Origin of the sequence: Sulfitobacter mediterraneus (assembly GCF_016801775.1) — a bacterium.
GTDB classification, from domain to species: Bacteria; Pseudomonadota; Alphaproteobacteria; order Rhodobacterales; family Rhodobacteraceae; genus Sulfitobacter; species Sulfitobacter mediterraneus_A.
Genome location: NZ_CP069004.1, coordinates 1,867,499 through 1,894,403 on the forward strand (window position 1 = coordinate 1,867,499; position 26,905 = coordinate 1,894,403).

Annotated in this window: 29 protein-coding genes; 18 read left to right on the plus strand and 11 right to left on the minus strand. The window is 59.3% G+C overall.

Annotated features, from left to right (window positions below; all coding sequences use genetic code 11):
• Nucleotides 1-3: 3 nt before the first annotated feature.
• The 5 genes from ybeY to miaB form a co-directional block, all read right to left on the minus strand.
• Nucleotides 4-519, minus strand: coding sequence for an rRNA maturation RNase YbeY (gene ybeY, locus JNX03_RS09055; RefSeq protein ID WP_203212040.1), 516 nt, complete (start codon nucleotides 517-519; stop codon nucleotides 4-6).
• Between the two features lie 69 nt (nucleotides 520-588).
• Entirely contained in the window at nucleotides 589-1,587 is a 999-nt protein-coding gene (locus JNX03_RS09060) for a PhoH family protein (protein WP_203212195.1), read from the minus strand.
• Between the two features lie 147 nt (nucleotides 1,588-1,734).
• Nucleotides 1,735-2,058 (minus strand): hypothetical protein, encoded by a 324-nt coding sequence (locus JNX03_RS09065; protein ID WP_203212041.1) that lies wholly within the window; start codon nucleotides 2,056-2,058, stop codon nucleotides 1,735-1,737.
• Nucleotides 2,059-2,069: 11 nt separating this feature from the next.
• Nucleotides 2,070-2,642 (minus strand): OmpA family protein, encoded by a 573-nt coding sequence (locus tag JNX03_RS09070; RefSeq protein ID WP_419584931.1) that lies wholly within the window; start codon nucleotides 2,640-2,642, stop codon nucleotides 2,070-2,072.
• Between the two features lie 197 nt (nucleotides 2,643-2,839).
• Nucleotides 2,840-4,162: a tRNA (N6-isopentenyl adenosine(37)-C2)-methylthiotransferase MiaB gene (gene miaB / locus JNX03_RS09075; RefSeq protein WP_203212042.1), complete on the minus strand. Its 1,323-nt coding sequence runs from the start codon at nucleotides 4,160-4,162 to the stop codon at nucleotides 2,840-2,842.
• A 111-nt stretch (nucleotides 4,163-4,273) separates the two neighbouring features.
• Between miaB and JNX03_RS09080 the strand changes: the two genes are divergently transcribed.
• Together JNX03_RS09080 and JNX03_RS09085 are read left to right on the plus strand one after the other, a co-directional pair.
• Entirely contained in the window at nucleotides 4,274-5,143 is an 870-nt protein-coding gene (locus JNX03_RS09080) for a glycosyltransferase family 2 protein (RefSeq protein ID WP_203212043.1), read from the plus strand.
• A 1-nt stretch (nucleotide 5,144) separates the two neighbouring features.
• Nucleotides 5,145-5,990, plus strand: a complete 846-nt coding sequence (locus JNX03_RS09085; RefSeq protein WP_203212044.1) for a sterol desaturase family protein — start codon at nucleotides 5,145-5,147, stop codon at nucleotides 5,988-5,990.
• Here the strand turns inward: JNX03_RS09085 and JNX03_RS09090 are convergent, their stop codons facing one another.
• Nucleotides 5,991-6,785 (minus strand): phytanoyl-CoA dioxygenase family protein, encoded by a 795-nt coding sequence (locus JNX03_RS09090; RefSeq protein WP_203212045.1) that lies wholly within the window; start codon nucleotides 6,783-6,785, stop codon nucleotides 5,991-5,993.
• Between the two features lie 89 nt (nucleotides 6,786-6,874).
• On the opposite strand from JNX03_RS09090, the gene JNX03_RS09095 reads away from it, so the two are divergent.
• Nucleotides 6,875-7,783, plus strand: a complete 909-nt coding sequence (locus tag JNX03_RS09095) for a LysR family transcriptional regulator (RefSeq protein ID WP_203212046.1) — start codon at nucleotides 6,875-6,877, stop codon at nucleotides 7,781-7,783.
• On the opposite strand, the gene irrA is transcribed toward JNX03_RS09095, so the two are convergent.
• Entirely contained in the window at nucleotides 7,780-8,202 is a 423-nt protein-coding gene (irrA, locus tag JNX03_RS09100) for an iron response transcriptional regulator IrrA (RefSeq protein ID WP_203212047.1), read from the minus strand. The genes JNX03_RS09095 and irrA overlap by 4 nt on opposite strands.
• Nucleotides 8,203-8,389: 187 nt before the next feature.
• Between irrA and fabA the strand changes: the two genes are divergently transcribed.
• The 4 genes from fabA to JNX03_RS09120 all read left to right on the plus strand — a co-directional run bounded on the left by fabA (nucleotide 8,390) and on the right by JNX03_RS09120 (nucleotide 12,135).
• A complete protein-coding gene (gene fabA, locus JNX03_RS09105) occupies nucleotides 8,390-8,899 on the plus strand; it encodes a bifunctional 3-hydroxydecanoyl-ACP dehydratase/trans-2-decenoyl-ACP isomerase (protein WP_203212048.1) in 510 nt (169 codons plus the stop codon).
• A 1-nt stretch (nucleotide 8,900) separates the two neighbouring features.
• A complete protein-coding gene (locus JNX03_RS09110) occupies nucleotides 8,901-9,698 on the plus strand; it encodes a hypothetical protein (RefSeq protein WP_203212049.1) in 798 nt (265 codons plus the stop codon).
• Nucleotides 9,699-10,105: 407 nt separating this feature from the next.
• Entirely contained in the window at nucleotides 10,106-11,335 is a 1,230-nt protein-coding gene (fabB, locus tag JNX03_RS09115) for a beta-ketoacyl-ACP synthase I (protein WP_203212050.1), read from the plus strand.
• Nucleotides 11,336-11,343: 8 nt separating this feature from the next.
• Nucleotides 11,344-12,135: an enoyl-ACP reductase FabI gene (locus JNX03_RS09120; protein ID WP_203212051.1), complete on the plus strand. Its 792-nt coding sequence runs from the start codon at nucleotides 11,344-11,346 to the stop codon at nucleotides 12,133-12,135.
• A 6-nt stretch (nucleotides 12,136-12,141) separates the two neighbouring features.
• On the opposite strand, the gene JNX03_RS09125 is transcribed toward JNX03_RS09120, so the two are convergent.
• Nucleotides 12,142-12,387: a hypothetical protein gene (locus JNX03_RS09125; protein WP_203212052.1), complete on the minus strand. Its 246-nt coding sequence runs from the start codon at nucleotides 12,385-12,387 to the stop codon at nucleotides 12,142-12,144.
• Between the two features lie 99 nt (nucleotides 12,388-12,486).
• Nucleotides 12,487-13,602 (minus strand): THUMP domain-containing class I SAM-dependent RNA methyltransferase, encoded by a 1,116-nt coding sequence (locus JNX03_RS09130; protein ID WP_203212053.1) that lies wholly within the window; start codon nucleotides 13,600-13,602, stop codon nucleotides 12,487-12,489.
• Between the two features lie 102 nt (nucleotides 13,603-13,704).
• Between JNX03_RS09130 and JNX03_RS09135 the strand changes: the two genes are divergently transcribed.
• Complete coding sequence (locus JNX03_RS09135) at nucleotides 13,705-14,058, plus strand: hypothetical protein (protein ID WP_203240801.1); 354 nt, start codon at nucleotides 13,705-13,707, stop codon at nucleotides 14,056-14,058.
• 21 nt (nucleotides 14,059-14,079) lie between these two features.
• Here the strand turns inward: JNX03_RS09135 and JNX03_RS09140 are convergent, their stop codons facing one another.
• Entirely contained in the window at nucleotides 14,080-14,508 is a 429-nt protein-coding gene (locus tag JNX03_RS09140; RefSeq protein ID WP_203212055.1) for an FKBP-type peptidyl-prolyl cis-trans isomerase, read from the minus strand.
• A 182-nt stretch (nucleotides 14,509-14,690) separates the two neighbouring features.
• Here JNX03_RS09140 and JNX03_RS09145 point away from each other — a divergent pair, with 182 nt between their 5' ends.
• From JNX03_RS09145 to JNX03_RS09190, 10 genes are all read left to right on the plus strand, one after another.
• Complete coding sequence (locus tag JNX03_RS09145; protein ID WP_203212056.1) at nucleotides 14,691-15,377, plus strand: haloacid dehalogenase type II; 687 nt, start codon at nucleotides 14,691-14,693, stop codon at nucleotides 15,375-15,377.
• Nucleotides 15,377-16,201: an alpha/beta fold hydrolase gene (locus JNX03_RS09150; RefSeq protein WP_203212197.1), complete on the plus strand. Its 825-nt coding sequence runs from the start codon at nucleotides 15,377-15,379 to the stop codon at nucleotides 16,199-16,201. Before JNX03_RS09145 ends, JNX03_RS09150 begins: the two co-directional genes overlap by 1 nt.
• Nucleotides 16,198-17,169 (plus strand): threonine ammonia-lyase, encoded by a 972-nt coding sequence (locus JNX03_RS09155; protein ID WP_203212057.1) that lies wholly within the window; start codon nucleotides 16,198-16,200, stop codon nucleotides 17,167-17,169. Before JNX03_RS09150 ends, JNX03_RS09155 begins: the two co-directional genes overlap by 4 nt.
• A complete protein-coding gene (locus tag JNX03_RS09160) occupies nucleotides 17,166-18,362 on the plus strand; it encodes an endonuclease/exonuclease/phosphatase family protein (RefSeq protein ID WP_203212058.1) in 1,197 nt (398 codons plus the stop codon). Before JNX03_RS09155 ends, JNX03_RS09160 begins: the two co-directional genes overlap by 4 nt.
• On the plus strand, nucleotides 18,362-19,150 hold the full coding sequence (gene pcaD / locus JNX03_RS09165) for a 3-oxoadipate enol-lactonase (RefSeq protein WP_203212198.1): 789 nt from the start codon (nucleotides 18,362-18,364) through the stop codon (nucleotides 19,148-19,150). Before JNX03_RS09160 ends, pcaD begins: the two co-directional genes overlap by 1 nt.
• Complete coding sequence (gene pcaC, locus JNX03_RS09170) at nucleotides 19,143-19,523, plus strand: 4-carboxymuconolactone decarboxylase (RefSeq protein ID WP_025049800.1); 381 nt, start codon at nucleotides 19,143-19,145, stop codon at nucleotides 19,521-19,523. Before pcaD ends, pcaC begins: the two co-directional genes overlap by 8 nt.
• A 3-nt stretch (nucleotides 19,524-19,526) precedes the next feature.
• The gene (locus JNX03_RS09175) at nucleotides 19,527-20,852 is read left to right on the plus strand and encodes a class-II fumarase/aspartase family protein (RefSeq protein WP_203212059.1); all 1,326 of its coding nucleotides are present in this window, start codon (nucleotides 19,527-19,529) and stop codon (nucleotides 20,850-20,852) included.
• 4 nt (nucleotides 20,853-20,856) lie between these two features.
• Complete coding sequence (locus JNX03_RS09180) at nucleotides 20,857-22,056, plus strand: TCR/Tet family MFS transporter (RefSeq protein ID WP_203212060.1); 1,200 nt, start codon at nucleotides 20,857-20,859, stop codon at nucleotides 22,054-22,056.
• A 92-nt stretch (nucleotides 22,057-22,148) separates the two neighbouring features.
• Nucleotides 22,149-23,237 carry a Zn-dependent alcohol dehydrogenase gene (locus JNX03_RS09185; RefSeq protein WP_203212061.1) on the plus strand — a complete coding sequence of 363 codons (1,089 nt, stop codon included), beginning with the start codon at nucleotides 22,149-22,151 and terminating at the stop codon, nucleotides 23,235-23,237.
• A 128-nt stretch (nucleotides 23,238-23,365) separates the two neighbouring features.
• Nucleotides 23,366-24,598: a mandelate racemase/muconate lactonizing enzyme family protein gene (locus JNX03_RS09190; protein WP_203212062.1), complete on the plus strand. Its 1,233-nt coding sequence runs from the start codon at nucleotides 23,366-23,368 to the stop codon at nucleotides 24,596-24,598.
• Here JNX03_RS09190 and JNX03_RS09195 read toward each other — a convergent pair.
• Nucleotides 24,595-26,784 carry a thiamine pyrophosphate-dependent enzyme gene (locus tag JNX03_RS09195; protein ID WP_203212063.1) on the minus strand — a complete coding sequence of 730 codons (2,190 nt, stop codon included), beginning with the start codon at nucleotides 26,782-26,784 and terminating at the stop codon, nucleotides 24,595-24,597. The two genes, JNX03_RS09190 and JNX03_RS09195, sit on opposite strands and share 4 nt — an antisense overlap.
• Nucleotides 26,785-26,905: the final 121 nt, after the last annotated feature.

The following is a 26,905-nucleotide window of genomic DNA, read 5'->3' on the forward strand; positions in this document are numbered from 1 at the left end:
CAGTCAATCTGCCGGGATGATCCTATATGGGTCATCATGACCCAGTTTGCCAAGTATTTCGACCTCGAACCCTTCCATCAGGGCCGCATCTGGGTCGCAGATGTGATCAAAACCCAACAGATGCAGCACGCCGTGCACGATGAGATGGGTCACATGGGCCGGAATCGGCTTGTTTGCCGCGGCGGCCTCTGCTGTGCAGGTGTCGTAGCTGATGGCGATATCGCCCAGTTCAATCATGCCGTCCGGCCCGGGCAATGCCGGCAGCGGGTCACCGCCTGGCCGGGCCGCGCCGCGCTCTTCGGCAGGCCAGCTGAGCACATTGGTTGCGGTGGGTTTGTCCCGAAAATCGCCATTCAGCACAGTTATGCGGGCATCATCGCAGGCCAGCACCGTCAATTCACAGCAGTCCGCATCCATCGCCAGATAGGCCAACGTGGCCTGAGCCGCAGTTTCCGCGAGGGTTTCGAGATCAAGATCTGCCCAACGCGCATCTTCGATCACAACATCGAGTCCCTGCATCTCAGCGCTGCCGGGGGCCAGCCCCCGGACCCCCGGAATATTTAAGGCCAAAAAGAGAGAGGACGCCCATCATGCTTTGCGCTCTGCTTCGGCCTCGTAAGCTTCGATGATGGCGGCGACCAGCGGGTGGCGCACGACATCCTTGGAGGTGAAATAGTTAAAGCTGATCTTTGGGATGCGGTTCAGCAGGCGTTCGGCATCTGCCAGCCCTGACGGCACGCCGCGCGGCAAATCGATCTGTGTGCGGTCGCCGGTGATGACCATGCGCGAGCCCTCACCAAGGCGGGTCAGGAACATTTTCATCTGCATCGAAGTGGCGTTTTGCGCCTCATCCAAAACCACAAATGCGTTGGACAGGGTGCGCCCACGCATGAAGGCCAGCGGCGCGATTTCGATGCGTTTTTCCTCAAGCAGTTTGGCCAGTTGCTTGCCCGGCAGAAAATCATTCAGCGCATCATAAAGCGGCTGCATGTAGGGATCGACCTTGTCTTTCATATCGCCGGGCAAGTAGCCAAGTTTTTCACCCGCCTCGACCGCCGGACGACTGAGGATGATCCGGTCCACGTGACCGCCGATGAACATGGAAACCCCCACCGCCACAGCAAGGTAGGTTTTGCCAGTGCCCGCCGGACCAATCCCGAACGCCATTTCATTGTCAAAGAGCGATTGCACATAGGCCTTTTGTGCCTCCGTGCGCGGCTCCACCCGTTTTTTGCGGGTCTGGATTTCGATCGCCTGACCAATGGGCATTTCGATCTGGTCGCCCTGGCGCACGCCGGTGTCGACCTCTGATCCACCCATTCGGATCAGGCTGTCCACATCTGCAGGTTCCACTGCACGCCCTCCTTCGAGACGGGCGTAGAGCATGTTCAGCAACTGCCCGGCCTGCTGGGCCGCATCGGCATCACCAAGCACGGACAGTTGATTGCCGCGGCGGATGATTTGCACCTCCAGCGCCTTTTCGATGGCGGCCAGGTGGGCGTCATAGGCGCCGCACAGATCAATCAGCAAACGGTTGTCCGGAAATTCCAGCACCACAGGATCAGCTGTAGGTGTGGCGGCTGTCATCAGATCGCTTTCAGGCAAGTGGCGCTCCTTTGCTTGCACTCAGACTCACTAAATAGGGAGATTGCGGGGCGATTGCATCCCGCAAAAACAACAAGGGCCGGAGCGTCACACGCTCCGGCCCGGTGATGGTGCTGCGCTGACGCATGTTCAGTTCGGGTCCGGCACGTTTGAGCCGCGTTTGAAATCCCCCGATGTATAGGTCGGGGGCACAACGCCGCTGCAAACTGGCTTGCCGTCGCGCGCAAGGCGCGGCGACAGATAGCCTTCGACACCGTCGTCGATAATCCAATGGTCACATCCGTTTGGATCCACCCAAATGCCTGCTTGCAACTCGCTCAGTGGTTTTTTGTCAAAGCCGCGATCAAAGGACTTGTCCTCCTTGAACCCCAAACCGGGCCCAGCTTCGATATCGACGCATCCCGCGAGGCCAATAAAACAAGCGCCTACAATTAGAAATCTGCTCTTTTGCATCATCATGTCCTTCACCGCACACAGAGAATTTCGACGCGGCGGTTCTGGGCCCGGCCTGCGGCGGTTGCATTGGTGGCAATGGGTTTGCGTTCTCCGTAGCCGCGCACGTTGCTGACGTTACCGCCGTTGGCGCGGGCGATAGCCGCGACCGCGTTGGCGCGGTTCAAGGACAGCCGCATGTTGTAGGAATCCGAGGCGCGGCTGTCGGTATGACCGGTGATCACAAATGACCGCGCCTTTTCATTTTGGAAAAACGCGGCGAGCCGTTCCTGCGCAGAGGTCCCGAGGCGGAAGCTGTTGGTTGCAAAGAACTGGTCCGAATTCAAAACGCCGCAGATGTTGCCGCCGCGACAAACCGGTTTGCCGTCACGGGTCAAATGCGGGCTCATGAACCCTTCTGCTCCGTCATCCATGACCCAATGCTCGCAGCCATCGGGATCAACCCAGATACCCGGCACATATTGACCTTGATCGCGGCCCTGCTGTGATGCGGTTTGCGCACCAACGGGCGGTGCGGCCAAAAGGCCGGCCATCATTGCACAGATGCCCCATACGCCGATCAGTCTTGAGAGTGTGTTAACCACAAGAGTTCCTCGCATTTCGGTTTCGACGGGCCGGCCCGTTGCCCACACGCCACTGCCGCCTGCATTCCCTTCAAGGTTAGGCAGAAAAACAGCTGCTGTGAAGCACAGATATCAATATTTAGGGGGTGAAAGTGTTAACGCACCCAATAAAATGCGCCAGAAACTAGGCTGCGGCATTGCAGATAGGGACCGGATGTTTACCCGATTTGTCGCGCAGTGAGGGAATTTGTCATTGATTTCACAATTTTAACTGGCACGATGTCGCCAATTTGCGCCTGTGCGTCATCAATATGCACCGCATGAAGATATTCCGATTTACCAAGCATCTGACCGGGGTTGCGGCCCGATTTCTCGACCAGAACAGACAGCTCACGGCCAACCATGCTTTGCTGTATCTCTTTCTGATGCTGGGTGATCAACGCCTGCAACCGCTGCAAGCGGTCGTTGGCGACATCGTCAGGGATAAGCGCACGTTCTGCCGCCGGAGTGCCGGGGCGAGTGGAGTATTTGAACGAATAGGCATAGCCGTAACGGACCTCGCGCACCAGATCCATGGTGGCCTCGAAATCTGCATCGCTCTCTTCGGGGAAGCCGACGATGAAATCACCGGACATCAGGATATCGGGGCGCGCGGCGCGGATGCGTTCGATCAGCCGAAGATAGCTTTCAGCGGTGTGGCTGCGGTTCATCCGCTTGAGGATGTGGTCAGAACCCGATTGTACCGGCAAATGCAGATAGGGCATCAGCGCCTCAACCTCGCCATGGGCGGCGATCAGATCGTCCTCCATGTCGTTGGGGTGGCTGGTGGTGTAACGAATGCGATCCAGACCGTCGATCTTGGCCAATTCCCGCACAAGGCCCGCCAGCGTCATGTCGCCCTTGGGGCCAGCACCGTGATAGGCATTGACGTTCTGCCCCAGCAAAGTCACCTCACGCACGCCGCGATCCACCAGGGCGCGGGCCTCCTCCAGAACGCGGGTGGCGGGGCGGCTGACCTCTGCACCACGCGTATAGGGCACCACGCAGAAGGCGCAGAATTTATCGCAGCCTTCCTGAACCGTCAGGAACGCCGCCGGGGCGCGTTTGGTCTTGGGGCGGGATTTGAGATGCTCAAACTTGTCTTCTTCAGGGAAATCGGTGTCGAGCGCGGTCTCGCCCTTGCGCAGTTTTGCCTCCATCTGGGGCAGACGGTGATAGGACTGCGGGCCAACCACCAGATCCACCGCGGGCTGGCGGCGCATGATTTCTGCGCCTTCGGCCTGCGCAACACAGCCCGCCACGCCGATCTTGAGATCCGGGTTCAACGCCTTGAGCGGCTTGAGGCGCCCCAGTTCGGAATAGACCTTTTCGGCAGCTTTTTCCCGGATGTGACAGGTGTTGAGCAGGATCATATCCGCGTCATCGGCGGTTTTGGTCTCAATATAACCCTCACCGCCGAGCGCCTCGACCATGCGTTCGCTGTCATAGACATTCATCTGACAGCCGTATGTCTTGATAAACAGTTTCTTAGGCGTGGTCATGGCAGATATCCGGATCAAAAGGCAGAAGCCGCCATGTAACAGTGCCTGCCATGGCTTGCAATGGAGGTGGAATTGGCCGATTCTGCGCCAGACGTTTCTCCGAGAGGTTCCATGCACCATTCTTCGCTAGATGAATTGATCAAAGACGCGCCGGAGGCACTGGCCAAGGGACCGGTGGCAGTGATCATGGTGGAGGACGATGTAGAGATCGACACGTCCCTGCGCCATCATCAGCAAGCGGGGTTCAAATCCATCATCGCGCTCATGCCGACTGAATTTGATTTGCCGCGCGACCTGTCCGAAACGATTCACAGAGTGGATTATGACATGTCTGCGGACATGGCGATGGAAACGGCGATCAACGCCATGATTGATCATGCTGCCGGGCAGTGGATGTACTACTGCTACAACGCGGAATACCTGTTCTATCCGTTTTGCGAGACCCGCAATGTTGTTGAAATGCTGGCCTTTCACACGGAAGAGCGACGCTCTGCATTATTGGCTTATGTCATTGATCTTTATGCTGATGATCTGGGCGAGCATCCAAACGCGGTCTCGCTGGACCGGGCGCATTTGGACAAATCGGGCTATTACGCTTTGGCCCGCAAGGACGAAGCGAATGGCGGCGACCCAAAGGAACGTCAGTTGGATTTCTTTGGCGGGCTCCGCTGGCGATATGAGGAACATGTGCCTGCCACACGGCGCAAGATCGACCGCATTCCGCTGTTTCGTGCGAAGAAAGGACTGCGCCTTCGGTGGGATCACACCTTTAATGATGAAGAATACAACACCTACGCCTGTCCTTGGCATCACAACATCACGGCGGCGGTCTGTTCTTTCCGCACGGCCAAGGCGCTCAAGACCAATCCTGGCAGCACCTTTGAAATCGACAGTTTCAAATGGCACAACTCCGCCGCCTTTGAATGGCACTCGCGACAACTGCTTGATCTGGGGTTGATGGAACCAGGGCAATGGTTCTGAAATGACGCAAGCCCTGCTGGAAAACGAAGCGCGATTGCGCATCTTGGTTTTCCTGCTGGTGTTGCTGATCATGGCGATTTGGGAGATCGCATCCCCCCGCCGCCGCCGCGATATCCCAAGGCTTCTTCGTTGGTCCAACAATCTGGCGATTGTGGTGCTGGATGCGGCCCTGGTACGGCTGCTGTTTCCCGTGGTGGCTGTTGGCCTTGCTGTCATTGCACAGCAAAACGGTTGGGGTTTGCTGAACCTGCTGGCTTTGCCGCAATGGCTGGCTGTAGTGGTTTCGCTCCTGCTCTTTGATCTGGCGATCTATCTGCAGCATGTGGTGTTTCACGCGGTGCCTGCCCTGTGGCGGCTGCACCGGATGCATCACGCCGATCTGGAATTCGACGTGACCACGGGCCTGCGGTTTCATCCGGTTGAGATCATACTGTCAATGGCGGTCAAGATGACGCTGGTGTTGATCCTTGGGCCGCCTGCCATCGCGGTCTTGCTGTTTGAGGTGGTGCTGAACGCCAGCGCAATGTTCAATCACGCCAATGTCGACCTGCCAAACCGTCTGGACCGGATGCTGCGCCTTGTATTGGTCACGCCTGATATGCACCGGGTCCATCATTCGGATATTCCTGCGGAGACCCATAGCAATTTTGGCTTTAACCTGCCCTGGTGGGATCGGATTTTTGGCACCTATACGGCCCAACCCCGCAAAGGACATACAGGTATGACCATCGGATTGCCGCAGTTCCGGACCCGCCGTGATCTGTGGCTTGACCGGATGTTGATGCAACCCCTGCGCGGCGATGAGGAGACGCCAAGGCGCGAGTCCTCCCCGCCCTCGGGCGGCTGATCAACGGGGCCAGAGCACCGGAAACCAATCCTCGCGCAGCTTCTGGCCTTCGGTCATGTCATGGCCCGGATAGGGCGGTGAAGTTGGCCCGGGCCGCTGGGTATAGCGGGCGTCATCCCCCACCAACCGCAGTGAAAACGCCCGCCTCCGCGCCCCCGAGGTATTGCCCCGCGCACCGTGCAGAATGCCATAGTTGAACGCCACCGCATCGCCCGGCTCCATCGGCCATTCGCGGATATCCATGCCTTCGGCATCCGGATCCGGGACCGCCATATAAGGTGCAGGATCAAAGAACGCATCCCCCTTGGCCCAGCGCGTCGGCAGCACGGGTTTTTCCCACAAATGCGATCCCGCGACACAACGCAGCGAGGCCTCCTGCACCGGATCAAGCGGCGACCAGAAACTGACTGTCTGCTTGCCCTCAACAAAATAATATGGCCCATCCTGATGCCATGGGGTGGCCATCGAGGTGCCCGGCTCTTTGACCAACACGTGATCATGAAACAGCTGCGCGGATTGGCTTTGCATCAACTCGGAGGCGATCTCAGCAACGTCAGAATTGCGGATCACCTCTTCAAATTCGGGGATACGATCCCAGTTGCAATAATCGTCAAAGAACAGGCCTGTCTCGCCCGGCTTGTCGTTGTTTGACGCGTATGGGCCTGGCGCCTCCATATTGCGGGCCACACCGGCGCGAAGGGTTTCGACGTGGTCTGCAAACAGACCTTTGATCAACACCACACCGTCACGCTGGTAGCTGTCGATATGGTCTTGGGTGATCAGGGGATGCGGCATTTGATTGTCCTTTGACTGTGTCTTGCCATGACATTCGCGCCAGCAGTCGTTAGTTTCAAATAATAAATGCGAAACATTGGAATAGGCTGATGCTATACTTAACGCTCCGGCACTACAGTTATGTGGTCGCGATTGCCGATCACGGCAGCCTGTCCGCTGCAGCCGCCCATCTGAATGTGTCGCAACCCTCGCTGTCCAATGCGCTGGATATCATCGAGGCCCGATTGCAGCGGCCCTTGTTCCTGCGCGGGCGCGGACAAGGCGTGACGATAACCCCGGATGGGCGAAACTTTGTCAAAGAGGCCAAATCCCTGCTTGGGTCGGCCCGAAGACTGGAACAATCAGGGCAATCGCCCCTGTCACAGCCCAGCGTTGCCTTGGGCTGTTTCCACGATCTGGCACCCTTTGTCTTGGCCCCGGCCCTCAGCCGTTTGCGCCAGTCCCTGCCGGAGATTGAGCTCCGCAGCCGCCTAGGCAATTTTGAAACGCTGGTGCGCGGTATGGCCGAAGGCGCGATTGATCTGGCGATCACCTGGGACATTGGCCTGGATGCGCGGTTCAGCAAACGGGTTCTGGGGCACCTGCGTCCGCATGCCTTTATCGCCATGGATCACCCGCTGGCGCGCCGTGCAGACCTGAAACTGAGCGATCTGGCCGAAGAGGTGTTGATCCTGTCAGATGACGGACTTTCGGTGCAGCATATGGTCAAACTCTGTCAAAGCGCCGGATTTACCCCGCATTTGGCAGGCCACGCCGCCCCGGTTGAGGTGATGCGGTCCCTTGCCGCCCATGGGGAGGGCATCGGCATCAGCTATTCGGTGCCCCCATCACAGCACAGCTATGATGGCCGCGCCCTTTGTGCCCTGCCCGTCACGGACCCCGCCGCAGAGGAGCCTGTCGTATTGGCACAATTGGGCGATCCTGTGCCCGGCGGCACAGCGAATTTGATTGGAGAGATTTTGGAGGACGCAGATTTATTCCGCTTTGGCGGCGCTTAATTCGCTTTGCGTCGCAGACGGATCACCACATCCACACTGGCAATCTCGGCCCCGTCAGGCGCGTCTGGCACCTGCGAAATCACCAACTGATCGGCCGGTGCATCGGTCAGCCGCGCATCATCTTCCCAATAGAAATGCGGGTGATCATGGGTGTTGGTGTCAAAATAGCTTTTGGAGCCGTCAACAGTAACCTCTTGCAGCAAACCTGCATCGCAAAAAGCACGTAAGGTGTTGTAAACAGTTGCCAATGACACGGCATCGCCCTGCCCTTTGGCGGCTTCAAACAGGCTTTCGGCGGTGACATGGCGGTGCTGGCCATCACCCACCAGAAGGCTGGCCAATGTGACCCGCTGCCGTGTGGGGCGCACCCCGGCCTGTTCCAGCCATCGCGTGCCGTTCTGTTGATGCATCTGTGTCATGATGGCTCCGTTGCGCGTCGTCCCTGCCTACCATATAGGGCGCGGCGACCCTTGTTTTCAATGACTATTCGCCCTCTATGCACAACAGTGCTCATGCCGCCGCCCGTGGGCTTTGACTTGCGGCTTGTGCAATCGGGGTGCTAGATCAGGTCAACTTGGAACCACGTGACGCAGGAGAGCCGACCCAATGGCCGAATACCCCACCAGCTTTGACAAAGAAGATCTGTTGAAATGCGCCGAAGGAAAGCTGTTTGGCCCCGGCAACGCCCAATTGCCAGCGCCGCCCATGTTGATGATGGACCGGATCACCGATGTCTCGGCCGATGGCGGCGCCCATGGCAAGGGTCATATCACCGCCGAATTCGATATCACGCCCGATCTGTGGTTCTTTGACTGCCACTTTCCCGGTAACCCGATCATGCCCGGCTGTCTGGGCCTGGATGGCCTGTGGCAGCTGACCGGTTTCAACCTTGGCTGGCGCGGCTGGCAGGGGCGCGGCTATGCCCTTGGCGTGGGTGAGGTGAAGCTGACCGGCATGGTGCGCCCCGACCGCAAGATGCTGACCTACAAGATTGATTTCACCAAGGCGATCCAGACCCGCCGCCTGACCATGGGTGTCGCCGATGGCATCGTCGAGGCGGACGGCGAGGTAATCTATCAGGTCACCGGAATGAAAGTTGCGCTGAGCGAGAGCTGAAATGAATAGGCCGAAGGAAGACGTTTTCTTCGATTCCGAGTTCCGAGAGCGTTATCTTGAAGAACTCGGAATAAGCTCAACTGACAAAATTGCAGTCAAAGAAGCCTACGAAACGGCGCATAGAATTCGCGAGTTTGAAATTGAATTATACTGGAAGCGAACAGCTTACCTTTGGGCGATGCAAGCGGCCTTAATAGGCATAGCTATGTTTCTTTGGACGGCAGGGGATACCACCATCTCTTTGACTTCTTCGAAAAGCTGGTCCGAGCCCAAAATAATAATCACAACAAATCCTAGCAATAACTCTCTATGGGCAATCACCGTATTGTCCAGTTTGTCCTTAACGATTGCCTGGCTCTGGGCCGCGGTGATTAGTGGCGCGAAATTTTGGCAAAACAATTGGGAAAGGCATGTTGATATTCTCGGCCATGCACTGGGCCAGAACCTATATCAAGTCTACCCTTTGCAAGCCCCCGAAACGATACCACCGTTCAGCGTTACCAAGGTCAATCGATACATCGTTGCCGCGTTTATCTGTTTCTGGAATGTCAATCTGTTATGGTCTCTTTGGGAACTCGCGTCTGTTTATTCCGGCATTTCTCCTCCGAAACTGACCATAGTTTGCGCGGTTTTCGTTTCATACGTTGTCGGATGTATTTTCTTCCTCAATCAGTTTGTTAATAGCATATTTTATTCTGGATTGCGAATGTCGCGATATGGCGCTCCGGTCGAGGGCTTACCAAAAGGACCTGGAAAACCAGAACTACACCAGCGAAGCCGCCTTCCGAGGCAGGACTGACAGGATCCAGATCACTGGCGCGACCGAAGCTCTCCAAGTGAGAGGCTGACCAGCGTACTGCGGGTGCAGGGGTATTTGGAAACCTCGCACCTATCCTCAATTGCGTCGATGTCCCCAAGGGGATCCCCCCTGATTATGTGAGGGATTGAAACCAAAGCCCCAGCGGGCAGCAGGATGGTCTAGGTTGAAACCAGACACACCAGCCAATCCAGGGGCGGCCCCCGGCCGAGGTGGGGGCAAAGCCCCCGCCTGGGGGGCGGGCGGAGGCTGACCGGTGTGCTGCGGGCGCGGCCGTTCTTTGAAATCCAGCCAACCCACCCCAGGCGGTCGGCGCAGAGCGCCCCTAACCGCTTGCGCCCCCGCACCCTGCTGTCATACACAGAACCAACCAATCAAAGGAGTGCGGTATGCGCCGTGTTGTCGTTACAGGTCTGGGCATTGTCTCATCTATCGGAAACAACGCAGAAGAGGTGATCGCCTCTTTGAAAGCGGGGAAATCGGGGATCGAAGCCAGCCCCGAAATGGCCGAACACGGGTTCCGCAGCCAGATCGCCGGCACGATCAAGCTGGATGTTTCCGAACATGTGGACAAGCGCACATTGCGGTTCATGGGGCCGGGTGCCGCCTATGCCTATATCGCAATGGGGCAAGCGATTGCCGACGCGGGCCTTGACGAAAGCATCATCAGCAACCCGCGCACCGGTCTGATCGCTGGCTCCGGCGGGCCGTCCACCTCGGCCATGAAGATCGCCCATGACACCGTCGACAAAACCGGCGCGACCAAGCGGATCGGGCCATTTGCCGTGCCAAAATGCATGTCCTCCACGATCAGCGCCAACCTCTCCACGGCCTATAAGATCAAAGGCATCAATTATTCCATCACCTCGGCCTGCTCGACCTCGCTACATTGCATGGGCTCGGCGGCAGAGCAGATCATGCTGGGCAAACAGGACGTGATGTTTGCAGGCGGCGGCGAAGAGCTGGATTGGACGCTGTCATGCCTCTTTGACGCCATGGGCGCGATGAGCAGCAAATACAACGACACGCCGGACAAAGCCTCCCGTGCCTTTGACGCCAACCGCGATGGCTTTGTCATCACTGGCGGCGGCGGCATCGTGGTGCTGGAAGATCTGGATCACGCATTGGCCCGCGGTGCAAAAATCTATGCCGAAGTGACCGGTTTTGCGGCCACCTCGGACGGCCATGACATGGTTGCCCCCTCTGGCGAGGGCGGACAGCGGGCGATGGAACTGGCGCTGGCCACCCTGCCCGAAGGCCGCAAGGTCAGTTATATCAACGCCCATGGCACCTCGACCCCGGTCGGCGATGTCGGCGAGATCGAAGCCGTGCGCCGCGTTTTTGGGGCCGGCAGCACGCCGCCCGTCAGCTCGACCAAATCCCTCACCGGCCATGGTCAGGGCGCAGCAGGCGCGATGGAGGCAATCTTTTGCTTGCTGATGCTGGAGAATGATTTCATCACACCCTCCATCAACGTCGAAACCCTCGATCCGGCGCTCAAGCCTGAAGAGATTGCAACAGATCTGGTTGAAAATGCCGGTTTGGATTCTGTCATGACCAATTCCTTTGGCTTTGGTGGCACCAACGGGTCTATGATCCTGTCCAAGTATCAGGGGTAAGGAACAAAATGTCGGATTTGCTTAAAGGGAAACGCGGCCTGATCATGGGTGTCGCGAACGAACGGTCCATTGCATGGGGCATTGCCAAGGCGATGGCCGGCGCCGGAGCCGAACTGGCCTTTACCTATCAGGGGGAGGCCTTTGGCTCGCGTTTGCGCCCCTTGGCGGAATCGGTTGGATCGGACTTCATGGTCGATGTGGATGTGACCGATGATGCCTCGCTCGACACCGCTTTTGATCAGCTGGCCGCACGCTGGCCGACGATTGACTTCGTGGTCCATGCGATTGCGTTTTCCGACAAATCCGAACTGACCGGACGGTTCCTGAACACCAGCCGGGAGAACTTCAAGAACTCAATGGATATCTCCGCCTACAGCTTTATCGAAGTGGCCCGCCGCGCCCATCCGTTGATGGTGGAAAACGGCGGCACCTTGTTGACGCTGACCTATCAGGGGTCAAACCGCGTTGTGCCCAATTACAACGTCATGGGTGTGGCCAAGGCGGCACTGGAAAGCGCGACGCGCTATCTGGCCAATGATCTGGGTCCCGAAGGCATCCGCGTGAATGCCATTTCGCCCGGCCCCATGAAAACGCTGGCGGGTGCGGCCATTGGCGGGGCACGAAAAACCTACAAGCACACCGACCAGAACGCGCCTCTGCGTTCCAACGCGACGCTTGAGGCGGTGGGCGGCACTGCCGTTTATCTGGCCTCGGACGCGGGTGCCTGCACCACGGGCGAGATTGTGCGCGTCGATGGCGGTTTTCACGTTCTGGGCATGCCGCAACAGGACAACCTTTAAAGAAGGTTACCAAAACCCGTCGCAAATAACCGTGCCCATGCCAAACGTGCCAACGGCCCACAAAATGACCAGATGCGGCGTGACCCAAATGGTTCCGGCATAGACAAAGCCCGCGCCGACGCAGCCGTAACACAGCGATATCAGGCTGCGGCGCAGCGCGAAATAGATCAATGTGCCGATCAGATAAAGCGCTGCGGCGCCCACCGCGAGGTAGGCGGCGATATTGTCGGCACACTGCCCCAAGGCTTCCATGTCTGCATCCTTTCGTAAGCGGCGAAACAGCGCATAATTTGGCAATTGGTCAGAATTTCGACAAAATGACGGCTGGCCTTGGCCGGACTTGGAGCCACCTTATCGCAGCGGTGGCGTCTGCCACAGCCAGATTTTCAATCCGCCATGCGCCACAGCCGGCCCCAGCGGTTTCCAAGGCAATCCTGTCGCCTTGGCCAATGGCGGCTCTGATGTCACCAGCCCGACGCGCCAGCCTTTAAAGCGTTCCAGCAAGGTCTGCCCCAACGTCCCATAGAGCGGATAAAGTAGTTTTTTATTGCCGATCCGTGCACCATAGGGCGGGTTTACAATCACCAGACCGGGCGGGCCTTCGGGCGGTGTGACCTCACCCGCACCATGGCAGGCAAAACTGCACCAGTCTGCAACGCCGGCCCGGTCGGCATTGGCTGTGCTCATCCGGATTGCACCTGCATCCCTGTCCGATCCAAAAAACCGCTTTTGCGGACTCACTTGCGGGACATCCTTTTTCATCACGTCCCAAGCCGCCTCATCAAAACTGGCCAAATCTTCAAAGGCAAACCGCCGGCTGCGCCCCGGTTGCAAGCCCGCCGCGATTTCCGCCGCTTCGATCAAGAAGGTGCCGGAGCCGCACATCGGATCGACCACAGGTTCCTGCCCATCATACCCGCATTCACGCAAGAACAGCGCCGCCAGGTTCTCGCGCATTGGCGCTTTGCCAACCGCCTCTTTGTGCCCGCGCTTATGCAGAGCCTCGCCGCTGGTATCGAGGCTGATCGTCACCTGATTGTCGTGAATGCGCACTTTCACCACCATCTCGGCCTCGGGCGAAACAGTGATGCCGTGGCTCTCGCGCAGGGCGGTTTCGATGCGTTGGCTTGCAGCCTTGGCGTGATAGATCTTCGAGGCTTTGCACGTCACCTGCACCTTGACCGGCACATCGGCGCGCAGCACATCACCCCATGGAAACCTGCGCGCGCGTTTGTCGAGCTGCGCCAGATGGAAAGCCATGAACGATCCGATCCGCGCCAGCACCCGCACCGCCCCGCGCAGTTCCAGGTTGGCGCGCCAAACATCGTGCCAGCCGCCCATGATGGTCACGCCGCCACCGGTGATCTGCGGATCGGCAAAGCCGCGCTGCATCACCTCTTGATGCAACTGCGGCTCGACGCCGGGGGCGCAGACCAGGAAAATCTCAAATGTATCAGATGTGTTCATGCGCCTTGCTTAATCGCTTTGATAGCTGGCGGCGAGGGGCAGATGCATTTTCTGATCTTTTGATCCGTCTGCCCTTTTTCTGCCGATTTCATGGTCTACCCCTTGGCTATGAGCTTTGCCGAGACTTACAAACACGAAACTCTTCAATCGCGGCGTGACAGATCGCGGCGCGCGATGTTCTGGGCGCGTATTCTTGGGCTTGTGCTGATGCTGACTATCGGCGCGATCCTCAGGTCAGAGCCGCAGTTGCGCCAGGATTTGATGGATGCCGGGATCGAGGCTGTTCTAAAACTGACCAAACGGGATCAGCCGCAACATGCAATAGCGCCTTTGCCCACTGACGCGCCAGGCAGTGGCGGGATCAGGATCAACCGGCCCGTAACCGAAGCGCCCGACAGCGGCGCATTGGCGGTCGAAGCCGGGCGGCGCATCGCCGCCCGAAAAGTCGAGGAATAGGGCCGCAGCCCCATCCATCCCTTAGCCGATCGAAACCAGCTCGATATCAAATTGCAGGTCTTTGCCCGCCAGCGGGTGATTGGCATCCAGTGTCACGGTAGCCTCGTCCACCTCAACCACCATCACCGGCAAGGCCTGGCCATCGGGGGTCTGCATTTGCAACTGCGTGCCAACTTCAAGCGGGATGTCTGCCGGAATGCCTTCCCGCGGAACCGCCTGACGCATTTCCGGGTTCAGCGGGCCGTAAGCATCCGCGCAAGCGATCTTTACCACCTTCTTTTCACCCACCACCATACCGGGGATCGCTACATCAAGGCCGGGAATGATCTGACCAGAGCCAACTTCGAATTCCAGCGGCTCGCGTCCTTCGGAACTGTCAAAGGTTGTGCCGTCCAGCAACGTGCCTGTGTAGTGAATGCCAACTTTATCGCCTGATTTGACCTCAGCCATAGAAAACTCCAATTGTGTCGGGAAAATGGGCGGAGGCCGCGTATCTGCGCGGGTGCTCCGGATTCGGCGCAATGTTTCAAAGCCGCGCCGCCGTGTAAACCCCCTGCCCTGTATTGGCATTTCGCCTCTTTTCCCTCCCTGCCTGCCGTGACAGTCTGCGCTGACACATCAAGGAGTATCCCATGCCCATCACCACCTGTGTCTTTGATGCTTATGGCACGTTGTTCGATGTCGCCGCCGCAGCACGCCAAGCTGCAGCAGAACCGGATTTCGCCGCGATCAAGGACGATTGGCCGCAGGTTGCCGAACATTGGCGGCTCAAGCAGCTTCAGTATTCATGGCTGCGGGCCGTGGCGGATGCCCATACGGATTTTTGGGAAGTCACCCAGAACGGCCTTGATTGGGCGCTTGAGAAAACCGGCCATGCGGGGGATGCGCCGCTGCGCGAACGGCTTTTGGCGCTCTATTGGGAATTGCAGGCCTACCCTGAGGTGCCCAAGATGCTGGCCGCGCTCAAGGCGGCGGGTTTGAACACCGCGATTTTGTCAAACGGGTCGCCCGATATGCTGCAAGGAGCCGTAGCCAGTGCCGGGATTGGTGATGTTCTCGACAGCTGCCTGTCGGTGCAAAGTGTCGGTATCTTCAAACCCGACGCGCGGGTCTATGATCTGGTCGGACAGCAATTTGGCTGCGCCAAGGACGAAGTTCTATTTGTATCATCAAACGGTTGGGATGCGGGTGCTGCCACTGGATACGGGTTTACCGCCGCGTGGGTGAACCGCGGTGGTGATCCGGTTGACCGCCTGCCATGGACACCCAAACATGTCATGTCCGACCTGACAGGCATCCCCGAACTGGCGGGCGCATGATGGCCAAATTCACAACCTCTGACGGCCTGTCCCTGCTTTACACAGATGAGGGGACTGGCCTGCCGATCCTTTGCCTTGCCGGTCTGACCCGCACCGGCGCCGACTTTGATTACGTGATGCCGCATCTGTCTGGCCATCGGGTGATCCGGCTGGATTATCGCGGGCGCGGCGGATCGGATTTTGATCCCGATTGGCAGAACTACAACCTCAACGTGGAATGCCGCGATGTCGTTGAGCTTTTGAACCATCTTGAGCTGGACAAGGTCGCCGTGCTTGGCACATCGCGTGGGGGTCTGAATGCGATGGTTTTGGCCGCCGTAGCCAAAGACCGCCTGCTGGGGGTCGCGCTCAATGATGTGGGGCCAGTGCTGGATCCAAAGGGGCTTGAGCTGATCATGGGCTATATCGGCCGCAACCCCTCTGCCAAAACCCACGCCGAGGCGGCTGCGACCATGGCCGCACTTTTTGTCGATTTTAGCAATGTTCCGGACAGCCGCTGGCTGGAAGAGGCGCAAAAGCACTACACCCAAACCGAAAGCGGGCTGAAGATCACCTATGATCCCGCGCTACGAAAAGCCGTAGAAGCCGCGGCGCAGGCCGATCCAGTGGACCTTTGGCCACTGTTTGATGCGCTGGCCGACCTGCCCATCGCGGCCATCCGCGGGGCCAATTCAAACTTGCTGAACGTCGAGACATTGAACGAGATGCAGCGCCGCCGCCCCGATATGATTGCCGCCACTGTGCCGGATCGGGGACATGTTCCGTTTTTGGATGAACCAGAGGCCGTCGACGCCCTGAACGATTGGTTAGGAATGCTCAAATGAACATCGAAATGATCCGCGCCGCAGCCGCACGCCTCAAGGGTCACGCCCGCGAAACGCCTTTGCTGAATGCGCCGCTGCTGGATGAACTGGCGGGCCGCCGCGTCTGGGTGAAACCGGAATGCCTGCAACACACCGGCAGTTTCAAGTTTCGCGGTGCATGGTCGGCCCTTTCTGCCCTCGCGCCGGACGTGCGAGCCAAAGGGGTCATTGCTTTTTCAAGCGGCAACCACGCACAAGGGGTGGCTTTGGCGGCGAAGATGCACGGCGCACCTGCCGTGATCATCATGCCCTCGGACAGCCCGGTCCTGAAGATCGAGAACACACGCGCTTATGGGGCCGAGGTGGTGCTGTATGATCGGGCCAGCGAAAGCCGCGAGGAGATTGGTGACAAGCTGGCCCAGGATCGTGGGCTGACCTTGATCAAACCCTATGATGAACCGCAGGTGATCGCCGGACAAGGCACAACGGGACTTGAGATTGCCCGCCAAGCAGCGGAACAAGGCATTGAAAAGGCCGACGTTATTGTCTGTTGCGGCGGGGGTGGGTTGACCTCCGGCATCGCGCTGGCGCTTGAGGCGGAGGCGCCGGGCCTGCGCGTGCGCCCGGCAGAGCCGGAAGGCTTTGACGATGTGGCGCGGTCCTTGCAATCGGGCCGGATCGAACGCAACGCCCGCACCTCGGGCAATATCTGCGATGCGATCATCACCCCGCAACCGGGCGACATCACCTTTCCCATCATGCAGCGGCTCGCTGGCCCCGGATTGGTCGTGTCCGAAAATGAAGCGTTGCAAGCGATGGCCCATGCCTTCAATCGCCTCAAACTGGTGGCCGAACCGGGGGGCGCAGCGGCATTGGCAGCAGCCCTTTTCCGGCGCGATGAGATAGAGGGCGACGACGTGATCGTCACAATCTCGGGCGGTAATGTGGATGCGGCGATGTTCATCCGTGCCTTGGAAACGCTGGCATGACCCAGTTTTCCATCGCCAGTTTCAACGTCAAGAACCTGATCGGTCCCGATCAGGAATATTACAAATTCCAGTCCTACACACCGGAGGAATACGCCTGGAAAGAAGATTGGCTGGCCGATCAGATCGTATCACTGAACGCCGATATCATTGGCTTTCAAGAGATTTTCGACGAGCAAAGCCTGCGTGCCACCATCGCCCGTGCAGATCGTTACGGTCAGGACAGTAACGACGCCTCTGTGCCCGGCGAAGACAAAAGGTACCGCCACCGCGCGATCTTTGACAGGCTTGCGTTTCGTGACTACAGCAACGCCGCGCTGGCTTTCGCGCCCAACGTACATGATGGCGCCCCCGGCCAGCGCCGTCCCGGCGTGGCGATCCTGTCGAGGCTTGGCTTTGCCGAAGACCCGCAAATCATTCAAGTTCTCGATACGCCGCTGGAAATCCCCTTTCAGACCTTTGGCGGGACCGAGGGCGGGCATTTTACCATTCAAAAACTCAGCCGCCCCATCCTCAAGGTGCGGGTGCCGGTGGGCGATCAGGTCGTCACTGTGTTCAATTGCCACCTGAAATCAAAACTTGGGGAATTTATCCGTGCAGAGGGGGCCGAATATCCCGCTGAGGCCGATCTGACCCAATATGATCCGGTGGGCCGTGCCTTGGGCGCGGCACGGTCGGCGATGCGGCGCATGGCCGAAGCATGGGTGCTGCGCGGCGCTATTGTCGGGGAACTGCGACAGGGCCGCCCCGTGATGGTGCTGGGGGATTTCAACGACAACGAACATGCTGTCAGCACCGAGATCATCATGGGCGAACAGCCCTTCAAGAACTACGCCTGGATGCTGCGCCATGATGCGGAGCATCGTGGCGACCGCTATTCAGAGGCCGAAAGCGCGCAGATCACCGAAAGCATCGAGGCCGTGCGCCTGCATTCGGCGGAAAAGATGTTTGTACGAAAGTCTCTGCGCGACATGGTCTATACCTCGGCCTTTGGCGGCGTCTATGAGAGCATCGACCAGATTATGATGTCACGGCATTTCTTGCCCGATTGGAAAGGCCATATCGGCGAAATGTCCTATTTCACAGTGTTGAATGACCATTTGACGGATGGCAGCCACCCCGAAGCGCCCTATAACAAGCTGGCCTCGGATCACGGACAGATCATGGCGACCATTCAATTGCGGGAGGGCAAATGATGAGGATGTTTGATACCGGCGATGTGCGTCTGCACTACCGCGTTGATGGACCGGATGATGGGCCGCCCGTGGTTTTCGCCAATTCACTGGGCACGGATATGCGCCTGTGGGATCCCATCCTGCCGATGCTGCCCAAGGGGCTGCGGATCATCCGGTTTGACAAACGCGGTCATGGGCTGTCCTCCTGTCCGCCCGGCAATTACTCGATGGGCAGCTTGGTCACCGACACCGAAAGGCTGCTGGATCATCTGGGGGTAAAGGAATGCGTTTTTGTGGGCCTTTCGATTGGCGGAATGATTGCGCAAGGGCTGGCGGTCAAACGGCTGGACCTGATCCGCGCCGTGGTCCTGTCCAACACCGCAGCCAAAATTGGGAATGCCGAAATGTGGGCCGAACGCATTGGCGCGGTACAAAAGGGCGGCATAGAGGCTCTTGCTGATGCGGTTATGGAACGTTGGTTCGCTGCCCAGTTCCGCGCCACGCCAGAGCTGGAACTGTGGCGCAATATGTTGGCCCGGCAGGTGGACCACGGATATATCGCTTGCGCCGCTGCGATCTCTGGCACAGATTTTTACACGCCGACGTCTGGTCTGCGCCTGCCCGCTTTGGGCATCGCCGGGTCCGAAGATGGAGCAACACCGCCCGATCTGGTGCGCGAAACCATTGACCTCATCCCCGGCTCCAGGTTCCATTTGATCCGCAAGGCGGGCCATCTGCCCTGTGCCGAACAGCCCGAAGAATACGCGCAGGTTTTGACCGATTTCCTCAAAGGTGTCGGTCATGTCTGACCGCTACGACAAAGGCATGGAGGTGCGCCGCTCGGTCTTGGGCGACGCCCATGTGGACCGCGCCGAGGCCGCGAAAACCGATGCCGATGTGCCCTTTCAGACCCTGATCACCGAGGGCGCATGGGGCAATGTCTGGGCATCAGACGCGATCTCGCGGCGCGAACGGTCGATGCTGACGCTGGCCTTGCTCGCCGCGATGGGCAATTTTGACGAGATTCCCATGCACATCCGTGCCTGCGCCCGCACAGGGGCAAGCCAAAGCGATATTATCGAAGCGTTTCAGCATGTTGCGATCTATTGCGGGGTGCCAAAGGCGAACCACGCGATCAAATTGGCCAAGCAAACCTGGGCCGAAATGGAATTGGAAGACTAAAACATGGCCGCATCGGTTTTTGACAGCCCGCTGTTCGCGCAGCTTTTTCCGACAGGCGACACGGGGCGGCTGTTCTCGGACAGCGCCGCCATTCGCGCCATGCTGCTGACCGAAGGGGCGCTGGCCAAGGTGCAGGGTGATCTGGGTTTGATCCCGCAAATCAGCGGCGCGGCAATCCATCGGGCCGCGATGGAAATTCAGGTAGACCCCGGCGCAATTGCCAAGGCCACCGGCGCAAATGGGGTCAGTGTTCCGGGGCTGGTCGCGGCATTCCGCGATGAGATGCAAGCCCCCGAACACGCGCAATACGTGCATTGGGGTGCGACCTCGCAAGACATTATCGACACTGCGTTGATGCTGCGCTTGCGGCAGGCTTTGGCATTGGCCGAGGCGGACCTGCGCGAGATTTTAAATGCGTTGGGCAAGGCAGCGGAAGAACATGCCAGCCTGCCGATGCCCGCCCGCACCTACGGCCAACATGCCACCCCGACCACCTGGGGCGCTGTTCTGGCGCATTGGGGGAAGCCGCTGCTGGATGCGCTGAGCGAGTTGGAAGATCTGCGAAAATCATCGCTTTGGGTATCGCTCTCCGGTGCGTCTGGCACGGCCTCTGCGCTGGGTGACAAAGCCTCTGAGACTCGCGCGGGTTTGGCCAAAGCCTTGGGGTTGAACGACCCTAAGCGATCCTGGCACACGGACCGCACCCCTTTGTTGCGGATCGCGGATTGGCAGGGGCGCGTGATGGCGGCGCTTGCGCATATCGGCCAATCGCTGATCGGTCTGACCGGCAGCGATGTTCAGGAGATCAGCCTCGGCGCGGCTGGTGCCTCCTCCACCATGCCGCAAAAACAAAACCCTGTGGGACCGTCTGCGATCCTTGCCCTGTCGCATCAGTTCACCGGCCAGCGGGCCACCCTGCAAGCCGCCGCCGCCCATCAACATCAACGCGACGGGGGGGCGTGGTTTGCCGAATGGATGGCCCTGCCGCCCCTCTGCCTGTCTCTGGCCTCGGCATTGGACCATACCAAGCGGCTCGCCAGCGGGATTGCGCCGCGCCCTGTGCAGATGCACGCCAATCTGGAAGCGTCATTGGGCCTGATCCACGCCGAAGCGCTCAGCTTTGCATTGGCCGATCTGATGCCGCGCCCCGAGGCGCAGGCCAAAGCCAAAGCCCTGTGCCTTGAGGCCATGGAAAAGCAAATACCGCTCAAGGATCTCGCAAAGGCGGCCTATCCTGATCTTGCAGAGAACACCTTTGATCCTTTATCCGGCAGCGGCCAAGCCGCCGCAGACGCAGCAGCATTTGCCAGCCGCACAAAGGATCTCTGAGCGCATGAACCCTGCCGTTCTGTTCATCATGGCCACGGTGATGATTGATGCTATGGGCATTGGTCTGATGATGCCGGTGATGCCCGATCTGATCCGCGAAGTGCGCGGGCTTGCCCTCAGTGACGCCGCGCTTTGGGGCGGGGTTATGGCCACCAGCTTTGCCGTGATGCAATTCCTGTTCGGCCCGACATTGGGCGGCTTGTCGGACCGCTATGGCCGGCGGCCTGTCTTGTTGACTTCTCTGGTCGTGATGGCGATCGACTATGTGGTGATGGCGCTGGCAGGAAGCATATGGCTGCTGCTGATCGGACGGATCGTCGGCGGGATCACGGCGGCAACCCATGCAACGGCCACGGCCTATATGGCTGACATTTCCGCCCCCGAGGACCGGACCAAGAACTTTGGCCTGATCGGGGCCGGGTTTGGCATCGGCTTTGTTCTGGGGCCACTGATTGGCGGTTTGCTGGCCGAATATGGCACCCGCGCGCCGTTCTGGGCCGCGGCGGCGCTGGCCAGTGCCAATGTGGTTTTGGGCTGGTTTGTTTTGAAAGAGACCGTCACAGATTCCACGCGCCGCCCGTTTGAATGGTTGCGGGCCAATCCCTTCGGCGCATTGCGGCAACTGCGCAAGCTGCCCGGCGTTCTGCCCTTGGTGGCGGTTTATTTTCTCTATCACGTGGCCTTTGCGGTCTATCCTTCGGTCTGGTCCTACTTCGGGCAGGAACGGTTTGAATGGTCCGCCTCAGTGATCGGGCTTTCACTGGCGCTGTTTGGAGTGGCGATGGCGCTGGTGCAGGGCGGCGCAATCCGGTTGACGTTGAACTGGTTTGGCGAACGCGGCACGGTGAACTTTGGCTTTATTTTTGCCATCGCAAGCTATGGCGCAATTGGGGTGATCACCTCGGGCACGCTTGCCCTGATCCTCACCCCGATTGCGGCCATCGGCGGGGTCATCCCGCCGGCGCTTCAAGGGGTCATGTCGCGGCGCGTCGATGCCAACGCCCAAGGCGAATTGCAAGGTGCGCTCACCTCGACCACAGCGCTGGCCATGATCCTGTCACCCTTGGCAATGACCGCCAGCTTTTCGGAATTCACCAAAGACGGAACCGCCTTTTACCTGCCCGGTGCCCCGTTTCTTTTGGCCATGGCCCTCAGCATCGTTGCACTGGCAATCTTTGTTTTTTCGCCCCGTAAAACAACGTGACGTAATCGGACAAAACAAGGGTCGTATCTTCGCTTGCGCCGCATGGCTTTTCTCGCCACCCTGACCGGTGACCCGCGAGGAAAGGAAAGCCCGTGACCCTGATCAAAGCCGCCGTCGCCCATGAGTTTGGTGCACCCCTGACAATCGAAGAGGTGCAACTGCGCGCGCCGGGCGGCAGTGAGGTGGAAGTCACCCTTGATGCCGTCGCGATCTGCCATTCGGACATTTCCTTTGCCGAAGGGGCATGGGGCGGATCCCTGCCCGCCGTTTATGGCCATGAAGCCGCCGGACGGGTAACAGCCGCCGGCCCCACTGTGCGCGGCCTGTCAGTGGGAGACAGTGTTGTCGTGACCCTAATCCGCGCCTGCGGCACCTGCCCCAGCTGTTCGGGCGGCAAACCGACCATCTGCGAGACGCCCTATGACGGCGATCACGGCCCCTTGAAAACCGCCGATGGAGGCAAGCTGCATCAGGCGATGGCCTCGGGTGCCTTTGCCGAAAAGGTCGTAGTAGAGCAGTCGCAGGTGGTGAAGATCAGCCCAGACATCCCCAAAGATGCCGCCAGCCTGATCGCTTGCGGCGTGATCACCGGCGTGGGCGCGGTGGTCAATGCTGCCGGTGTGCGGGCTGGTCAGGATGTCGTGGTGATCGGCGCAGGCGGTGTCGGTCTCAACGCCATCCAAGGCGCACGGATCGCAGGTGCGCGGCGCATTGTTGCTGTGGACATGAGCGAAGAGAAGCTGGAGATCGCCAAAGAGTTTGGCGCAACCGATGGCGTCTTGGCCACCGACCCCAAGCCGTGGCGGGCCGCGCAAAAGGCCATGGGCCGCGGCGCCGATGCTGTGATTGTCACCGTTGGGGCCATCCCGGCCTATGACACCGCCCCGCGCTATCTGGCGGGCGGCGGCAAGGTGATCATGGTCGGCATGCCCCATTCCGGTCAGGTCTCGACCTATGAGCCGGTGATGCTGGCTGCTGTGGGTCAGGGCATGGTCGGCTCCAAGATGGGCGACGTGGTGATCCAGCGGGACATCCCGTGGATGGTGGACCTGTATCTGCAAGGGCGGCTTAAACTGGACGAGTTGATTTCGGGGCGCTGGACCCTGGACCAGATCAATGACGCCATTGCCGACACCAAGACCGGCGCGGCACGGCGCAATGTGATTATGTTCGACCGTTGAAGCCGATTTTCGCAGATCCCCATTGGATCTGCGGCCGGATTGAGGGGGCGTTCCTCCCCCTCAAACTCCCCCTCCGAGTATTTTTGGCCAAAAAGGGAGGGGCACGGGCCCTTTGAAAGGACTGTAAGATGAAGCTGCAAGATCTTGACGTGATTGTCACATCGCCGCCAGCACCCGGATGGGGCGGGCGTTATTGGATTTTGGTAAAAGTGACCACGGATACCGGGATCACCGGTTGGGGTGAATGTTACGCCAGTTCCATCGGCCCCAAGGCGATGGTGGCGGTGATCGAAGATGTGTTTGAGCGGCATATGCAAGGCGAGAACCCAGAGAACATCGAATTGATGTTCCGCCGCGCCTATTCGTCCGGCTTTACCCAGCGGCCTGATCTGACTGTGATTGGCGCGTTCTCGGGGCTGGAGATCGCCTGTTGGGATATTCTGGGCAAAGACCGCGACCGCCCGGTTTATGCGCTTTTGGGCGGGCGGATGAATGCGCGGGTGCGGGCCTATACCTATCTTTATCCGATGGCGCATCATGATGTGTCGGCGTTCTGGACCTCGCCCGAGATGGCCGCCGAAGCCGCGGCAGATTGTGTTGCGCGGGGTTTTACAGCCGTGAAGTTTGATCCGGCTGGCCCCTACACCCTGCGCGGCGGTCACATGCCCGCGATGAGTGACATTGCGCAATCTGTCGCCTTTTGCAAAGCCATCCGCGACGCGGTGGGCGACAAGGCGGATTTGCTGTTCGGCACTCATGGTCAGTTCACCACAGCAGGCGCGATCCGGCTGGGTCAGGCATTGGAGCCTTATAGCCCACTGTGGTTTGAAGAGCCGATCCCGCCGGATGCGGTAGAACAGATGGCGCAGGTAGCCCGGTCTGTTCGTATCCCCATCGCCACAGGAGAGCGGTTGACCACCAAGGCCGAGTTCGCGCCGGTTCTGCGATCTGGTGCGGCGTCAATCCTGCAACCTGCGCTTGGCCGGTCTGGCGGTATTTGGGAAACCAAGAAGATCGCCGCAATGGCAGAGGTCTATAACGCCCAGATGGCACCGCATCTTTATGCCGGGCCGGTGGAATGGGCGGCCAATATCCATCTTGCCGTGTCCATCCCCAACATCCTGATGGCAGAAACCATCGAGACGCCGTTCCATGACCAATTGATCAAGGGATCGATCCGGGTCGAGGAGGGGTTCATCCCTGCCCCAACCGCCCCCGGTCTTGGCATCGAAGTGGACGAGGAACTGGCGCGGGCCAATCCCTACCGCGGCAACGACCTGCATTTGCAAATGCAGGAAGCCCCCTGTGATTACGTCAATGGCAACGCTTTTGAGGGCGGTGCGCCTTCGCACAAGGACTAGTCTGGGCTGCTTTTCACAAGGCGGTGCGCCGCCGCCACGATCCCCTCACGAGAGGGCATGGTCACGCCGTAAGCTGGCCCCGTGGCGATAAAGCTGTCCTCGGCGACGATGCGGGCGGTCTGATGTTTGCCCGCCTCCAGCATCAGCGCCATCAGTGCCTCGGCCTGACCGCCGGTGCGGCGGCATTCGTCAACGATCAGCACGTGCCGGTCGCCGATTGCATCAAGCAGGGCCTGTTCTGGCAGAGGCGCAAGCCAGCGCAGGTCGATCACCCGCGCATTGATGCCGCTGGCCGCCAAATCATACTGGGCCTGGCGGCTGAGGTAGTGACCATTGCCATAGGTCACAATCGCCAGATCCCCACCCTCGCCATGCACGCCAACAGTGTCCAGTCCGATCCGCTGGTCCGGCGCGGGATAGCTCCGCATCCACCCCCCGTCGCCTTCCTCAAGCAGATCGCGCATCGGGTAAAGCGCGATGGGTTCTACAAAAATCACCACCCGCTGTTCCTCACGCGCGAGGCGATGCGCCTCACGCAGCATCATCGCGGCCTCATCGCCGCTGGAGGGGCAGGCAATGATCAACCCCGGAATGTCGCGCAGCACCGCCAGCGAGTTGTCATTGTGGAAATGCCCGCCAAAGCCCTTTTGATAGCCCAGTGCCGAAATGCGGACGACCATCGGGTTGGCCCATTGCCCGTTCGAGAAAAACGGCAGGGTCGCCGCCTCGCCGCGCAGCTGGTCCTCGGCATTGTGGAGATAGGCCAGAAACTGGATCTCGGGCATCGGGATAAACCCGTTGTGGGCCAAACCGATGGCGAGCCCCAGAATACTTTGTTCATCCAGCAATGTATCAATCACCCGCGCCGGGCCAAACCGGGCATGCAGCTTTTGCGTGACCCCGTAGTTGCCGCCTTTGCGCCCGACGTCCTCCCCCATCAGCAAGGTCTCGTCATGGGTCAACATAAGATCATGTATGGCCCAGTTGATCAGTCGTGACATAGGTTGCGGTTGGTCCATCTGCGCCAGATCGCTGCCAAATACCTCAGCGCGGCGGTCGGCAGAGGGGCCATTGCTGGGCGCACAGGCACGGGTGGGCGGGATCAGACTTTTCATCACCTCTGCTGCGTTTTTCAAACGCGGGACCTTAGCCATCTCCTGCGCGGCCTCGGCGACATCGGCCAGTGTGCCCTGATATATGCCAAGCACTTCCTCTGCTGAGGCTGCCCCCGCGGCTATCAAACCCCGCGCGGAATACAGCAGCGGATCATGAGCTTCATCCGCCTCGACCTCGGCCTTGGGCAAATAAGACGTCACAACATCCGGACCTGCATGGCCATACAACCGCACCGTGCGCAAATGCAGAAACGCCGGTTTGCGGTGTATGCGGACCCATTCGGCAGCCTCCCGCGCGGCGGCAAAAGCCGCGTACATATCAAGACCATCCGCCTCGAAGTACTTCAAACCTGGCCGCATCGACATGGAGGATTTGACCCAACCTGTCGGCGTCTTGGTCGAAATCCCGATGCCGTTGTCCTCGCAGACAAACAGCAAGGGCAAAGGCACTGCCTGAACCGCCGTCCAGCAGGCCGCATTGATCGCTCCTTGCGCGGTGGAATGATTGAGCGAGGCATCACCAAAACTGCACATCACGATCCCGTCACGGGGCAGGACCGCGTGTTCGGGCCGTTTGCGCCGGGCAAGACCGATGCTATGCGCGGCCCCTACCGCCTTGGGCAGATGGCTGGCGATCGTGGAGGTTTGCGGGGGGATCATCAAAGGACGCGATCCCAAAACCTTGTGCCGCCCGCCACTGGTTGGATCTTCCGCCGCGCAAGCGAAGCTCAGTAACATATCCCGCATGATACCCTCGTGACCGGCCTTGCCGGCACGGGCGATCTGAAACGCCGCATCGCGGTAATGCAGGAATGCCATATCGTTCACGCGCAGCGCATGGCCCACCGCCGCCATTCCCTCATGACCGGATGATCCGATGGTATAAAACCCCTGCCCCTGCTTTTGCATCACGCGGCTTTGCAAATCCAGGGCGCGACTCAAGACCTGTGCCCGGAACACCGCCAAAGCTTCCGCCGGCGCAAGCGTTTCAACAGGGCTGTCCCCAACGGGAAAATCCTGCGCGGGCACCCGGCGCAGGAAATTTTCATGCACAATACTGACGCGGTCCATCTGGATCCTATGTTCTTGGTGCCGCCTGCCGGACCGTCATCCAACACAGCAGCGCATCAAAGGAAAAGCCAATCAAAGAAACGTCTCTTCCCTTTTTGGCCTCAAATACTCGGAGGGGGAG

Coding starts and splice junctions, on each gene's coding strand:
- JNX03_RS09140 (WP_203212055.1), bottom strand. CDS start 14,508: ATGGCTGAGGTCAAATCAGGCGATAAAGTTGGCATTCACTACACAGGC.
- pcaC (WP_025049800.1), top strand. CDS start 19,143: ATGTCTGACCGCTACGACAAAGGCATGGAGGTGCGCCGCTCGGTCTTG.
- JNX03_RS09180 (WP_203212060.1), top strand. CDS start 20,857: ATGAACCCTGCCGTTCTGTTCATCATGGCCACGGTGATGATTGATGCT.
- JNX03_RS09110 (WP_203212049.1), top strand. CDS start 8,901: ATGAATAGGCCGAAGGAAGACGTTTTCTTCGATTCCGAGTTCCGAGAG.
- JNX03_RS09150 (WP_203212197.1), top strand. CDS start 15,377: ATGGCCAAATTCACAACCTCTGACGGCCTGTCCCTGCTTTACACAGAT.
- JNX03_RS09095 (WP_203212046.1), top strand. CDS start 6,875: ATGCTATACTTAACGCTCCGGCACTACAGTTATGTGGTCGCGATTGCC.
- JNX03_RS09085 (WP_203212044.1), top strand. CDS start 5,145: ATGACGCAAGCCCTGCTGGAAAACGAAGCGCGATTGCGCATCTTGGTT.
- JNX03_RS09120 (WP_203212051.1), top strand. CDS start 11,344: ATGTCGGATTTGCTTAAAGGGAAACGCGGCCTGATCATGGGTGTCGCG.
- JNX03_RS09065 (WP_203212041.1), bottom strand. CDS start 2,058: ATGCAAAAGAGCAGATTTCTAATTGTAGGCGCTTGTTTTATTGGCCTC.
- JNX03_RS09160 (WP_203212058.1), top strand. CDS start 17,166: ATGACCCAGTTTTCCATCGCCAGTTTCAACGTCAAGAACCTGATCGGT.
- JNX03_RS09190 (WP_203212062.1), top strand. CDS start 23,366: ATGAAGCTGCAAGATCTTGACGTGATTGTCACATCGCCGCCAGCACCC.
- JNX03_RS09090 (WP_203212045.1), bottom strand. CDS start 6,785: ATGCCGCATCCCCTGATCACCCAAGACCATATCGACAGCTACCAGCGT.
- fabB (WP_203212050.1), top strand. CDS start 10,106: ATGCGCCGTGTTGTCGTTACAGGTCTGGGCATTGTCTCATCTATCGGA.
- irrA (WP_203212047.1), bottom strand. CDS start 8,202: ATGACACAGATGCATCAACAGAACGGCACGCGATGGCTGGAACAGGCC.
- JNX03_RS09080 (WP_203212043.1), top strand. CDS start 4,274: ATGCACCATTCTTCGCTAGATGAATTGATCAAAGACGCGCCGGAGGCA.
- JNX03_RS09130 (WP_203212053.1), bottom strand. CDS start 13,602: ATGAACACATCTGATACATTTGAGATTTTCCTGGTCTGCGCCCCCGGC.
- JNX03_RS09175 (WP_203212059.1), top strand. CDS start 19,527: ATGGCCGCATCGGTTTTTGACAGCCCGCTGTTCGCGCAGCTTTTTCCG.
- JNX03_RS09195 (WP_203212063.1), bottom strand. CDS start 26,784: ATGGACCGCGTCAGTATTGTGCATGAAAATTTCCTGCGCCGGGTGCCC.
- miaB (WP_203212042.1), bottom strand. CDS start 4,162: ATGACCACGCCTAAGAAACTGTTTATCAAGACATACGGCTGTCAGATG.
- ybeY (WP_203212040.1), bottom strand. CDS start 519: ATGCAGGGACTCGATGTTGTGATCGAAGATGCGCGTTGGGCAGATCTT.
- JNX03_RS09060 (WP_203212195.1), bottom strand. CDS start 1,587: ATGACAGCCGCCACACCTACAGCTGATCCTGTGGTGCTGGAATTTCCG.
- JNX03_RS09145 (WP_203212056.1), top strand. CDS start 14,691: ATGCCCATCACCACCTGTGTCTTTGATGCTTATGGCACGTTGTTCGAT.
- JNX03_RS09125 (WP_203212052.1), bottom strand. CDS start 12,387: ATGGAAGCCTTGGGGCAGTGTGCCGACAATATCGCCGCCTACCTCGCG.
- fabA (WP_203212048.1), top strand. CDS start 8,390: ATGGCCGAATACCCCACCAGCTTTGACAAAGAAGATCTGTTGAAATGC.
- JNX03_RS09155 (WP_203212057.1), top strand. CDS start 16,198: ATGAACATCGAAATGATCCGCGCCGCAGCCGCACGCCTCAAGGGTCAC.
- pcaD (WP_203212198.1), top strand. CDS start 18,362: ATGAGGATGTTTGATACCGGCGATGTGCGTCTGCACTACCGCGTTGAT.